Source organism: Hymenobacter montanus (assembly GCF_014699115.1).
Lineage (GTDB): Bacteria > Bacteroidota > Bacteroidia > Cytophagales > Hymenobacteraceae > Hymenobacter > Hymenobacter montanus.
Genome location: NZ_JACXAD010000006.1, coordinates 138,145 through 151,230 on the forward strand (window position 1 = coordinate 138,145; position 13,086 = coordinate 151,230).

Annotated in this window: 10 protein-coding genes; 6 read left to right on the top strand and 4 right to left on the bottom strand. The window is 60.4% G+C overall.

Annotation, left to right across the window (positions count from 1 at the left end):
- Positions 1–242 precede the first annotated feature (242 nt).
- From IC235_RS07210 to IC235_RS07225, 4 genes are all read right to left on the bottom strand, one after another.
- Positions 243–2,612 (bottom strand): TonB-dependent receptor, encoded by a 2,370-nt coding sequence (locus IC235_RS07210; RefSeq protein ID WP_191004495.1) that lies wholly within the window; start codon positions 2,610–2,612, stop codon positions 243–245.
- Positions 2,613–2,714: 102 nt separating this feature from the next.
- Positions 2,715–3,155 carry a hypothetical protein gene (locus tag IC235_RS07215; protein WP_191004496.1) on the bottom strand — a complete coding sequence of 147 codons (441 nt, stop codon included), beginning with the start codon at positions 3,153–3,155 and terminating at the stop codon, positions 2,715–2,717.
- Between the two features lie 436 nt (positions 3,156–3,591).
- Positions 3,592–4,404, bottom strand: coding sequence for an SMI1/KNR4 family protein (locus IC235_RS07220; RefSeq protein WP_191004497.1), 813 nt, complete (start codon positions 4,402–4,404; stop codon positions 3,592–3,594).
- Positions 4,405–4,480: 76 nt separating this feature from the next.
- On the bottom strand, positions 4,481–4,846 hold the full coding sequence (locus IC235_RS07225; RefSeq protein ID WP_191004498.1) for a hypothetical protein: 366 nt from the start codon (positions 4,844–4,846) through the stop codon (positions 4,481–4,483).
- Between the two features lie 318 nt (positions 4,847–5,164).
- Here IC235_RS07225 and mraZ point away from each other — a divergent pair, with 318 nt between their 5' ends.
- The 6 genes from mraZ to mraY all read left to right on the top strand — a co-directional run bounded on the left by mraZ (position 5,165) and on the right by mraY (position 13,074).
- Positions 5,165–5,638 carry a division/cell wall cluster transcriptional repressor MraZ gene (gene mraZ, locus IC235_RS07230; RefSeq protein WP_191004499.1) on the top strand — a complete coding sequence of 158 codons (474 nt, stop codon included), beginning with the start codon at positions 5,165–5,167 and terminating at the stop codon, positions 5,636–5,638.
- The gene (gene rsmH, locus IC235_RS07235) at positions 5,635–6,558 is read left to right on the top strand and encodes a 16S rRNA (cytosine(1402)-N(4))-methyltransferase RsmH (protein WP_191004500.1); all 924 of its coding nucleotides are present in this window, start codon (positions 5,635–5,637) and stop codon (positions 6,556–6,558) included. Before mraZ ends, rsmH begins: the two co-directional genes overlap by 4 nt.
- Positions 6,559–6,715: 157 nt before the next feature.
- Positions 6,716–7,654 (top strand): FtsL-like putative cell division protein, encoded by a 939-nt coding sequence (locus IC235_RS07240; protein ID WP_191004501.1) that lies wholly within the window; start codon positions 6,716–6,718, stop codon positions 7,652–7,654.
- On the top strand, positions 7,638–10,139 hold the full coding sequence (locus tag IC235_RS07245; RefSeq protein WP_191004502.1) for a penicillin-binding protein: 2,502 nt from the start codon (positions 7,638–7,640) through the stop codon (positions 10,137–10,139). Before IC235_RS07240 ends, IC235_RS07245 begins: the two co-directional genes overlap by 17 nt.
- A 57-nt stretch (positions 10,140–10,196) precedes the next feature.
- Complete coding sequence (locus IC235_RS07250; RefSeq protein WP_191004503.1) at positions 10,197–11,669, top strand: UDP-N-acetylmuramoyl-L-alanyl-D-glutamate--2,6-diaminopimelate ligase; 1,473 nt, start codon at positions 10,197–10,199, stop codon at positions 11,667–11,669.
- A 184-nt stretch (positions 11,670–11,853) separates the two neighbouring features.
- Positions 11,854–13,074, top strand: a complete 1,221-nt coding sequence (gene mraY / locus IC235_RS07255; RefSeq protein ID WP_191004504.1) for a phospho-N-acetylmuramoyl-pentapeptide-transferase — start codon at positions 11,854–11,856, stop codon at positions 13,072–13,074.
- Positions 13,075–13,086 lie beyond the last annotated feature (12 nt).

Here is a 13,086-nt window from a genome sequence, read left to right on the forward strand (position 1 = left end):
TCTGTTAATTTAAAATGCCTGCTAGTTTGGCTCAGGAGTTTATTCTCTGAACTCCTGAGTTTAGCCGGAGGTGCCTAAGTGACCAGCGTAGCTTGCGCACGGGCGCTGGGCAAAAAGCCCAATAATGCGCCCAGCGGAAGCAAGAGGAGCTTCATGGCAAAAGTTGAAGAGGCGGGTTAATGGTTGGAATAATGGTAACAAAGGTGCTGCCGAAATTAGTGCAGGCAGGAGAGTGAATGGGGCTATTCGATGCGGTAGCGCAAGCCCCCATAAGTGAGGCGGCCGTAAACCGGGCCCCACACCATGGCAGCGTCGAAATAGGGGCCGAAGGGGTCGGCGGCTCCTTCGATGGGGTTGGGCTGGCGGTAGTTGGTTAGGTTTTCGATGCCGGCGTACACCTCCAGGCGCTTGAAGGCCCGCGTAATTTGGGTGTTGAGCAGGCCGTAGCGCGGGGTCGTCTCGGGCTGGTATTCCTGCCCTGAGCCGTGCTCGTGGGTGCTGGTGAGGTGCGCTACCGGCCGCTGCCCGAACCACTGCACCGTGAAGTCGGCTCGCCATTTGTCGAAGGCGCTGGCGTAGCCCAGGTTCACAAAGGCCCGGTGAGTGGGAGTGAGAGGCTTGGGCAGTAACACCTCCTCGTAGGTGGTGCGTACGTCGAGGTATTTGTACGCGCCTTTCACTTGCAACCCTTTTAGCGGCTCAATTTGCAGCTCGGCTTGCAGGCTGCGCGCGAAAGAACGGCCGCCAGGCCCCAGGTCGCTGATAATGACTATGCTGGGTACGGTATACAGGTCGGCCACCACCTGGTTGCCAAACTCGGTATGGTAGTAGTCCAACACGGCCGTGGCCGGATGGCCCAGCACGGTGAAGTATTGCGTGGCGCTGCCGCCCACGTTCCACGCCGTTTCGGGCCTTTTGTTCAGGATAGAAAACTCCCGGGCGCTGGCCAGCAGGGCGGCGTTGTCGGCAATAGGATTGGCTACCCGGAAGCCCCGGCCGGCGCCCAGCCGCAGCACGGTGTTCTTGGCCGCGTCGTACTTGAGGTTTAGGCGGGGCGTTACCTGCCAGCCGTAGAGGTTGTGACGGTCGGCGCGCAGCCCGGCCACGGCGGTCAGGTTGCGGCTGTTCTGGTAGGTGTACTCAACAAAGGCGCCGGGCACCAGCTCGCGGCGGCGGCTATTCTGGCGGGCGTATGCCTCGGCGGGGCTTTCGGTGAGGTAGGTGCGCCCATCCGACAGCAGCTCCCGGTAATCATCGTAAAGAAAGCTCAGGCCGGTCCGGTACACGTGGGTCGTGTTGCCGATGGCACTCTGAAACAGCAGCGTGCCCAGGCCGGTACGCTGGGCCCCGTTGTAGTGGCGCGCCGTGCGTCGGGTCAGCGGCCCGGCCACGCCGCCCTCCTGGTAGCCGTAAGAATACGTGGAGGTGAAGTCGTGGTCGGTGCCACTCAACAGCAGGCCCAGGCTCTGGTAGGGCCGCGCGGGCCAGGTGTACGACGTCTTAGCGTAGCCCGTGTAGCGGGTAGTGGTCTGCACGGTGCCGTAGTGCTGGGCAAACGCCCCGTCGCTCCCATCATCCCGGAAGCCGAGCTGGCCGCCCTGGCGCGTTTCGCGCAGGGCCCCCAGACCCACTTCGCTCACAATGCCGTGTCCAGAAATGTACTTCCACTTAGAAAAGGCATTGAACTGCGTGGCCCGGGGCAAGTCCAGGAAACCGTCCTCGTTGCGGTCGACCCGGTTGCCCAAGTGGTCGGAGTGCAGCAGCAGCACCGTGCTCCACTTGGAGTTGAGGCGGGCCGAAGTGTTCAGGTTGACGTCGACTTTGCCCAGGTCGTTGCCGTAGATGTTAAACAGCAACTGGTCCGTTTTATCGGGCTCTTTGAGTTTCACGTTCACCTGGCCCGAAATGGCTTCGTAGCCGTTCACCACCGAGCCCGTGCCCTTGATGATTTCGATATTTTCAATCCACGGGCCGGCCAGGTAGCCGAGGCGATAGGGGGCGGCCAGCCCCCGGAGTGCCGGCTGGTTGTCCACGGTCAGCAGCGAGTAGCTGCCATCGAGCCCCAGCAGTTGAATCTGCTTGGCCCCGGACACGGCGTCGGACGTGGTTACTTCTACCGACGCATTGGTCTCGAAGCTCTCGGCCAGGTTGCAGCAGGCCGATTTGGTGAGGTCCCGGCTGGAAATCACCTGCGTGTGGGCGGGGGTGAGGGCCGAGTAAGCCGGTCCGCGGGCCGTCACGGTCACTTCGCCCAGCTCCTGGCTGGGGCGCAGGGCCACGCGCAGGTAGGGCGCCCCAGTGGTGGGCACGGCCAGCGTATCGGCCCGGTAGCCCAGGGCCTGCACCACCAGCCGGGAGGCTGCCCGCGCCGGCCGGACCAGGGTAAAGTGCCCGGCCTCGTCGGAAACGGCCGTGGCCGCTGAGGTATTGGGGGCGTCGTCGAATAGCCAGCGCAGCACCGCACCGGGTAGGGGAGTAGCTTTACCGGCATCCGCGATCTCGCCGCGCACCGGGGCAATGGTCGTCGATTGGGCCGCAGCGGATCCGGGCCGCAGCCCGGTAGCTAGCAAGGCAAAAGCAAACAGCGGGAATACCCCGCGGGTAGGTCTCATATCGTCTGTAAGATAGGTTATTCTGAAGAGATTGTCGTGCTGCCCAGGCAGTGGCGACCGTTCCCAATCCCACCGTGGTGGCAAAGGGCTGCTTCAGAAAACCTACACCACCAGGGTGCAGACGAAAGCCAGCAGCTCACGCCCGCCCCGGGGCGGAGGCGAGGAGTCAGTAGTAAGCCAGCGAACCCCACCTGCGACCGGCGCAACCATCAGGAGTGGGCCGAGCCCCGTTACCGAGGGGGCCAACGCCACCAGCATGGGAGCCGGAACCTTCACGTTGGCCGTTCGCTCATGAGCGGGGTCCGAGAGCTTGTGCAGGTGGCTGCTGAAGTCACAGCAGCTACTTTTCGCAACTGGTCGGGGGCCGGCTGGCCGCTCGGGGCAGCCGCGTAAGGCCACCGGGCCCGCCAGTGCCAGCACCACCGTGCTGCGCCCGCTCATCCGGCAGGCCTGCCGCTGCACGTTGATGCCTACCGCGGCGGCGAGCACCAGTACCGCCAGCAACAGGCTGACGAAGCGACGAAACAAAGAGTAGCGGGGCATAACGAACCCAAAGGTAAGGCCCTCGCGGGGGCCGGCCGTACAGAAATCGGGCCCGCAACGGGTACTTTTTGGGCACTGCGGCCTGGATGGGCCCAAGTGCGTCAACGGACGCGCGGCCAACGGCCATGACGAGAGCTAGCTGCCCCTCGTCATGGATAAGGGTAATCGGTTGCGCTTTACTCGACGGCTCATCCAGCTCGACTTCAGGCACGCATCAACTTGACAGTCCGCCTCAAGTGCTCGGTGCTCGGGGGAGGCTGATGTCTAAATGTTGGGTTGTCGAGCGCACCTTTGCCTGTCCAAGGATGAGTTCCCCACCCTCGTATGAAACATGGCTGCTGCTCGACAACAGAACGATATGTTTCAATCAATTAGAAATAACCTATTCCTAAGACCTGCTTAAGGCATCCATACTTGTTGTTCTATACATCGTTGCTTATCTAGAACATTCTATTTTTGAAAATTCCCAATACTCCTCTCGGTCTTCCGGTAGTGGTTCTGGTAATTGAAAAAACTCCGTATTATCAGGTGTAAAAACCTCTTCATTAATTCGATTCTCGATAATACGCGCCTCTCCGGGCTGGATGTCAGATACATTAAGATAAATTCCGCTTCCCCACCAGACCTGACTATCCTGTGTGGGATTTTTCATCCTCATGCCAATGGTCAAATATGGCAGCACCAAGTCAGAGTTATTTCTGACTGCTATCTTAAGGTTTCTGTTCTTGTCAAATTCTACTATGTGCCATTGAAATAATCTTCTTGCTTTTACTATCGCCTCTTCTTTATCTGTGAAGGGTTTGGGCCCGTTTAATATCTCTTTCCATTCAGTATCATCGTAAAGCTCACGCGCATCACTACTTCTAATACCCAACCATTCCTCAAAACTATCAGCTATTTTTTCAAAGCCATCTTCAGTCCACTCGTAAATAGTTGACTCCCTACCAATTTTCAGTTGCGAGGCAAGCAAATAAGCCTTTGCATCATCAAAATGCCCAATGCACCAGAGTCTTTGTCCATTTTTAAGGATTTTTTCTTGGGGTGGGTTCAACACACCTATTTGATAGCAATTAATTCGTCGGTAAAGTTTTGCCCCGCCAAAATTTGCGATAAATGCCAAGTAGGATGGAGGGAAAGCTAAATAAAGTTCCTTTGAACTCTCAAAAATACCCTCTGCTTTATTGCCCTTAATGACGTGAAACTTTGGCGTATTGATCTCCGCTATTTCTTTCTCAAGCCATTCGTACATCGATTTTTATTGTAGAGTAAGTGATGATTAAAAAAAAGCCAGGTTAAGATATTTTTCTGCCTGTAATAAGTAGCCTTTACTCGTCCTTATTTTCTCTTCTCTTGCCGAATCTTTGCGGGTCTGTTTCAACTGAATAATGGGCCAAAGCCGCGAGCAGTGGAACTGGCGCTTTTACGGTAGCCGCTAACTCCTGAGCCGGGTCTAAGAGCTTGTGCAAGTGGCTGCTGAAGTTACAGCACTTGCTTTTCGCAACGGGCTTGGTGGGGGCCTTCAGGTCGGGGCAGCCGCGTAAGGCCGCTGGGCCCGCCAGGGCCAGCACCACCTGGCTGCGTCCGCTCAGCCGGCAGGCCTGCCGCTGCACGTTGATGCCCATCGCGGCGGCGAGCACCAGCACCGCCAGCAGCAGGCTGGCGAAGCGACGAAACAAAGAGTGGCGGGGCATAACGAATCCAAAGGTAAGGCCCTCGCGTGGGGCCGGTCGTACAGAAATCGGGCCCGCAACGGGTACTATTTGGGCCTAAAGAGAATCCTGCCCATCCACGAGCTGGCGGCTGGAGAACTCTGCCATTTTGGCAAAATGGGTGGTAAGCCTGCGGGAGATTACTCGCGAAAGCTGGTCAGGCGGCTCAAAAACGGCCCGGCAGGGGGTGAGAGGCCACTATTGCTTTTGTGGTAGAAAATGGTAAATTGTGGTTGATTTTTGAGCGTCGTCCCGTACATTTGCCAATGACATTCACGTCTCCCGTGACCGGCCCGCACCATGAACCTCTTGTCCGGCGAATACGAATGCAAGCTCGACCCCAAGGGGCGGCTCGTGCTGCCGGCTAAGGTCAAGAGCAATCTGCCCGAGCAGTCGGGTAACCAGCTGGTGCTCGTGCGGGGCTTTGAGCCCTGCCTGGTGCTCTATCCCCGGGCGGCGTGGCGCGTTATTCACGAAAAGGTGATGGCGCTCGATGAATTCAACGAGGAATACCGCCAGTTCCAGCGCAATTTTTTCCGGGGAATGACCGAAGTTGAGCTTGATACGATTAGTCGCTTTATGCTGCCGCGGAGCATGCTGCGGTACGCCGGTATCGAAAAAGAAGCCATTATCGTGGGCCTGGGCAACCGCTGCGAAATCTGGGACCCGGCCCGCTACGACGAGTTCCTGATCAAAGACCAGCAGAGCTTTAGCAAGCTGGCTCAGAAGTTTTTGTCGGTTGAAACTCCGCCGCTCAGCGGCCCTGCGGCATGAGCAATTACCGTAACGATAGCGCCTACCACCGTCCGGTGATGCTCGCTCAGTGCCTAGCCGCGCTCGACCTGCAGCCCGCCGGCCGCTACGTCGACGTTACCTTCGGGGGCGGCGGGCACTCGGCCCGCATTCTGGAGCAGCTAACTACCGGCCACCTGTACAGCTTCGATCAGGACGCTGATGCGGAGGCGGAAGCCCGGCAGCTAGCCGGCCCCCAGTTTACCTTCATAAAGGCTAACTTTCGGAATTTAGCGGCTGAACTGCAGCAGGTTGGAGCGATTCCAGTCGATGGATTGCTGGCGGACCTGGGCGTGAGCTCGCACCAGTTTGATACGCCGGAACGCGGTTTCTCTACCCGCTTCGATGGGCCGCTCGACATGCGCATGGACCCCGAAGGGCCCCTCACCGCGGCCGATATCCTCAATGAGTACAAAGAAGCGGACTTGCACCGCATCTTCGGCATGTACGGCGAAGTAACGAATGCCCGCACCCTGGCCCAAACTGTGGCGGCGGCCCGCCGGGGACGGCGCCTCGAAACCATTGCCGAGCTCAAACAAGCCATTCAGCCCTGCACCCCGCGGGGTAAAGAGAACAAGTACCTCGCCCAAGTATTCCAAGCCCTGCGCATCGAGGTGAACGAGGAAATGCAGGCCTTGCAGCGAATGCTGCTGCAAACGGCTGACGTGCTGCGCCCGGGCGGGCGGCTGGTCGTGCTCAGCTACCATTCGCTGGAAGACCGGCTGGTGAAAAGCTTTATCGCCAAGGGCAAATTTTTCGGCTCCGTCGAAAAAGACTTCTTTGGCAATGAGCGCAAGCCTTTTGAGGCCCTGAACCGCAAGCCCGAGGAGGCTGACCCCGCCGAAGTTGCGCTGAACAGCCGCGCTCGCAGTGCTAAATTGCGGGTTGCAGTGAGGAATTGAGCATTAAAAAATAGCTAGATGAAGCTTTATCAGCCTCTGGTTTTTGAGTACCGCCCCCAGTGGATTGCCCCGCGGCCATTGGCCGCAGGGGTGGCTTCGGCGTTGCTTGACGCCCGCTCTGCCTATGTGTTTTTAGTTGATCTTTATTACCTTAAAAGTGGCTGCTAACACGTTCAAACCCACCGATACTCCGCGTCGGGGCAACGTGCCCCGCGAGGTGCTCGCGCCGGTGCCGCCCCCGGTGGTGCCCGAAGCGGCCGTCGTGGAAGCGCCGCTGCCGGAACCGGTCGCGGCGCCGGAACGGCCGGCCCGCAAGCCCCGGCCCGAGGCGCGGACCAAGAACTCCTGGAGCCTGTTTTCGCTGCTGGACCGGCTGACGAGTGTGGACGGGCTGTTCCGGGAGGGCTTGCCGGTGCGCTACTTGCCGCACCTGCTCTTCGTGATGGCTCTCACGCTGCTCTACATCGGCAACACGCACTACGGCAACCGGATGAACCGCAGCATTCAGCGCCTCAAGCAGGAGACGGAAGACTTACGGGCTGATTACACCACGCTGAAGTCGGACTACATGGAGGCCAGCAAGCAGAGCGAAGTAGCCCGCAAAGTGGCGGCCTTTGGGCTGGTCGAAAGCTCTTCGCCCCCGTTCCGCATTACGGTGCCCGCCGGCCACCTCGACGCGGCGGAGCTGGAGCTAATGCCCGTGCTCACGGCGGATACCCTGGCGGCGCGAGCCGCCCGCGACTCGGCGGCCGCGCAACAAAACGATTTATTGGCCGGGCGCAAGCGTAACGCGGCCGACAGCGACGACGAGAGCGACAGCGGCCCCGAAATAATTGCTCCCCCCCAGGCGCTGGATGGTGATACCATTGGAGCTGGCGGGCCAACCGTCCGCGTAGCCCCGGTTCGTCGCACCCCCGCAAGAACTGATAGATCAAGCAGCTCTAAACCGGTAAAACCGGCGGCCCGGCGCCCCGCGAAACTGGCGGTCAGTAAGTCAGATAGCGGAAATAAGGTACAAAAAAGTACAAAGCAGCACAAGGATAAGAAAACCGGTAAGCAAACCGTCAGTCGTCAGTCCAATGAAAGGCAACGTTAAGAAGTCCATCGTCACGCGGGTGCGGCTGGCCTTTTTGGGGGTCGCCGTGTTCTCGGGCACTATTTTCTGGAAGGCCACCCGCATTCAGTTTCAGGAGGGCAGCCGGTGGCGGGCCTTGGAGCAGGAGCGCCGCATCAGCTACCAGCCGGTGCCCGCTACCCGCGGCAACATCTATTCCGATAATGAAAGCATCATGGCGACCTCGCTGCCGTTTTATCGGGTGGCCTGGGACCCCGGGGTGGTGGACGACGCGACGTTTAAAGCGGGTGTCGACTCGTTAGCGTGGCACTTGTCGCACTTTTTCGGCGACCGCAGCAAGCAGGAATACCGCCGCCGCCTAGAGAATGCGCACAACGCCAAAGAGCCGGCCCTACGCTACATCCGCCTCAATTCCCGGCAAATCAACTTTCAGGAAAAGAAATTGCTGGCCCGCTGGCCCATCTTCCGGGCCAAGCGCAACCACGGGGGAGCTATTTTTGAAAAAGTCGACAAGCGCTTCCGGCCGTTTGGCGGCCTGGCGCAACGCACCATTGGGTTCATCAACGAAGACCGGAACGGGGCGGGGCTGGAGTACACGTTCGAGCAAGCCCTGGCGGGTAAGCCGGGCGAAGCACTGTTCGAGCGGGTGCCCGGGGGCGTGAAGCCCGTGTACGACGGCACCGAAATCAAGCCCCAGCCCGGCTACGACGTGAAGACCACACTCGACATCAACCTGCAGGATGTGGCCGAGAATGCCTTGTATAAGTCCTTGGTTGATAATAATGCCCAGTATGGCTGCGTGATTCTCATGGAAGTGGCCACCGGCGAAATCAAGGCCGTGGCCAACCTGGGCAAGGCTTCGGATAACACTTACAAGGAGGACTACAACTACGCCTTTGCCGATCAGGGGCGCACCGAGCCGGGCTCCACGTTCAAGCTGGCTTCGATGATGGCCTTGTTTGAGGCGCGGCCCAATATCAAGCTCGATGATATCGTGGATACCGGCAAGGGCCGCATGCTGGTGGGCGGGGCGGTAAAGTCGGACTCCCACGCCTACGGACGCATCACGGTGCAGCAGGTATTTGAGAAGTCGTCGAACATCGGCGTGGCCCGGCTGGTGAACGAGCATTTTGCCAAAAACCCCACCGAGTACACCAACTACCTCAAGAAATTCGGGCTCGACAAGCCCTTGGGCTTCCAGATGGCCGGCGAAGCGCTGCCTTACGTGAAGGACCCGCGGGACCGCAGCTGGAGTCGTACCTCCCTCACGACGATGAGCATTGGCTACGAGCTCAAGCTGGCTCCCCTGCAAACGCTGGCCCTGTACAACGCGGTGGCCAACGGCGGCGTGAAAGTGCAGCCCCTCATCGTAAAGGAAATCAAGCAGGCTGACCAAGTGCTGCAGCGCAACGAAACCACGGTGCTAAACCCCAAGATCTGCTCCGACGCCACCTTGGCCAAGGTAAGAGCCATGATGGAAGGGGTGGTGCTGGTCGGCACCGCGCGCAGCATCCGGCCCAAAGACTACAGCATTGCCGGCAAAACCGGCACGGCCTGGAAGTTCAAGAACGGCCAGTATACCAAAACGTATTCCACGAGCTTCTGCGGCTATTTTCCGGCCGATAAGCCCAAGTACAGCTGCATTGTGGTCGTCGATTCGCCCCGTAACGGGCGCATCTACGGGGCCGACGTGGCCGCGCCGGTATTTCGCGAAATTGCCGATAAGTGCATGGCCCGCGACCTGCTCAGCCAGCGCCCGCTGCTGGCTAAAGCCCGCCTGAACAAGAGCCGCGTGCCCCTGGTACGCGCCGGCATGCAAGACGAGCTGGCCCTGGTGTGTCAGAAGCTGGGCCTGGCCGGCAAAACCCAGGCCACCGGCGGCGAGGAGTGGGTGCGCGCGGCTTCCGACACCGCCTTTCACGCCCGGACGGTGGCTTTGGTAGCGAACCCTATGCGGGCCGGCCGGGTGCCCCAGGTACGGGGCCTGACGCTGCGCGACGCCTTATTCCTGCTGGAAAACAAGGGGCTGCACGTGCGCGTCGTGGGCACCGGGCGGGTGCGCGAGCAGTCGTTGCCCGTGGGCTCGCCCGTGAAGCGCAACGACGTCATCACCCTCACGCTGGCCGAGTCGGGGCCGCGCCTGGTGGCGCCCCAGGCGTTGCCGGAGCCGGAACACACCAACCTGGCCGAAAACACCCTGCTGACCCCCGCCGACCCCGAGCCCGTGGCGAAAGGCCGACGAGCCCGACCCGCTACTTCCGCGGCCCCGACCAAAGACCCGACAGCCCGCCCTTCAGCGGCGGCGGCTAGCGATAATTCGAGGGCTGGTGCTAGTGATAAGCCGACCACCGCGCCCGCGGCAACCAGGCCCGCGAGCCCAACCCGTGGGGCAGCCAACTCCGGCGGTAGCGACGCGGCCCGGTCCCCGGCCGGCGCGGGCAGAGCGGCGCCCAAGAATGTTAAGAAGCCGACGGCGCCGGCCCGGCCCGCTGTTCGACATACCTAAACTCATTTGCGGGCCGGGCGTTGGTGCCAGCCACCTCCCGAGCCGCCTTTCCAGTTCATGATTTCTCTGCCGCTGTTTTCTCTGCTTACCGATGTGACCGTGCTGGCCCAGCACGGCTCCACCGACGTGCCCATCACCGGCCTCACCCTCGATTCGCGCGAGGCCGGGCCCGGCGTGGCCTTCGGGGCGCTGCGGGGCACGGCCACCGATGGCCACAAGTTTATTGACTCGGTCGTCGCGCAGGGCGGGGCGGCGGTGGTGTGCGAAGAGCTACCCGCTGTGCTGAGCCCGGCTACGACCTACGTGCTGGTGGAGAACAGCGCGGCGGCGCTGGGCCACATGGCCGCGGCCTTTTACGGGCATCCGTCGCGCCAGCTGCGCCTCGTTGGCATTACCGGGACCAACGGGAAGACGTCGTGCGCCACGCTCCTGCACAAGCTCCTGCGCGAGCTGGGCTACCACGCGGGCCTGCTGAGTACGGTGCAAAATCAGATTGATGAGGAAGTTATTCCCGCCACCCACACCACGCCCGATGCCATCCGGCTGAATGCGCTGCTGGCCCGGATGGTGGCCGCCGGCTGCACCCACGCCTGCATGGAGGTGAGCAGCCACGCCGTGGCCCAGCACCGGGTGACGGGCCTGCACTTCGCCGGGGGTGTGTTCACTAACCTCACCCACGACCACCTCGACTATCACGGCACGTTCGACAATTACCTCAAGGCCAAGAAGGGCTTTTTCGACGCGCTGCCCAAAACGGCTTTCGCCCTCACGAATGCCGACGACAAGCGCGGCCCGGTGATGCTGCAAAACACCGCCGCCCGCCGCGAGACCTACTCGTTGCGGGGCGCCGCCACGTTCCGGGCCAAACTCATCGGCAATGAAGTACATGGCCTGCACCTCGAAATCGACGGCCGCGAAATTCTCTTCCGCCTCATCGGCGTGTTCAACGCCTACAACCTGCTGGCCGTGTACGGCGCGGCCGTGCTGCTGGGCGAAGACCCGACCGAAGCGCTGACCATTCTCTCGGGCCTGACCACCGCCCCCGGCCGCTTCGAGCCCGTGGTGTCGAAAAAGCAGGGCATCACCGGCATCGTGGACTACGCGCACACGCCCGACGCCTTGGAGAATGTGCTGCAGACCTTGCTCGAAATTCGGCAGCCCAGCCAGCAAATCATTACGGTGGTGGGCTGCGGGGGCAACCGCGACGCGGCCAAGCGTCCCATCATGGCCAACCTGGCCGCGCGCCTGTCCAACAAAGTGGTGCTCACCGCCGACAACCCGCGCTTTGAGGACCCCAACGACATTCTGGTCCAGATGCAGGCGGGGGTGACCGCGCCCGACGCCGCCAAGGTGCGCACCATAGCCGACCGGCGCGAAGCCATCAAAACGGCCGTGGAGCTGGCCGGCGCCCACGACATCGTGCTGGTGGCCGGTAAAGGCCACGAGAACTACCAGGAAATCCGGGGGGTGAAAGCGCCCTTCGATGACAAGCTGATTCTCACCGAAATTTTTTCAGAATTAAACAAATAGAACTTTACGCCCCCGACCAGGATGTCCGGCTGAGCACTGCCTCTGGCTGGGGATACGAATTTACTTGCTCCAGCCCGGCCCGAAGCCCCGCGTGCTGCGTCGTCCCTGGCTTGCTACGCCGTCTGCCCGGCCTCACCTTTCGCTTTTATTCGGCCAGGCTGCAAGGCTGACCATCCATTCCAATATGCTCTTTTACCTCTTCCGCTACCTGCACGAACATTTCCACCTGCCCGGAGCCGGGGTGTTTCAGTACACCACGTTCCGCGCCGGGCTGGCGGTGGTCATCTCCCTGCTCATTGCCCAAACGTTTGGGCACCGCCTCATCCGGCTGCTGCAACGCAAGCAGGTGGGGGAAAGCATCCGCGACCTGGGCTTGCAAGGGCAAAACGAGAAGAAGGGAACTCCCACCATGGGTGGCCTCATCATCCTGCTGGCCATTCTGGTGCCGGTGCTGCTGCTGGCCCGCCTGCGCAATATCTACATCATTCTCATGCTGGTGAGCACCGTTTGGCTGGGGCTGATTGGTTTTCTGGACGACTACATCAAGGTGTTCCGCAAGAATAAGGAGGGGTTGAGCGGCCGATTTAAGGTGTTGGGGCAAGTGGGTTTGGGTATCACGGTAGGCTGGGTGCTCTTTTACAGTAACGAAATAACCGTGCGGGAATACCTGCTGCCCAATGGGCAGTTCTCCACCATCGAAGCCACTAAAGTTTTCAAGGACGTCCACCTGATGATTACCACCGTACCCTTTATGAAGAATAACGAGCTGAACTACGGCGACTTGTTCGCCAGCGCGGGCACGTTTTTCAACGGCTTGTACGGCTTCCTCTACATTCCCATCGTCATTTTCCTGATTACGGCCATCAGCAACGGGGCCAACCTTACCGACGGGCTCGACGGCTTGGCGGCCGGGACTTCGGCCATTATTGGCATTACCCTGGCCATTTTCGCCTTCGTGAGCGGCAACGCCTTGCTGGCCGACTACCTAGACGTGATGTTCATACCGGACTCCGGCGAGCTGGTCATTTTCTGTACCGCGTTCGTGGGGGCGTGCATCGGCTTTTTGTGGTACAACTCGTACCCGGCCCAGGTATTTATGGGCGACACAGGCTCCCTGGCCCTGGGCGGCATCATCACGGTGTTGGCGCTCATCGTGCGCAAAGAGCTGCTGATTCCCATTCTGTGCGGGGTGTTTATCATCGAAAACCTCTCGGTTATCGTGCAGGTCAGCTACTTCAAGTACACCCGGCGGAAGTATGGCGAAGGCCGCCGCCTGCTGCGCATGTCGCCGCTGCACCATCATTACCAGAAGCTGGGCTACCACGAATCCAAAATCGTGTCGCGCTTCTGGATTGTCGGCATCATGCTGGCCGTTATCACCTTGGTTACCTTGAAACTGCGTTAATTTTTTTAGAGC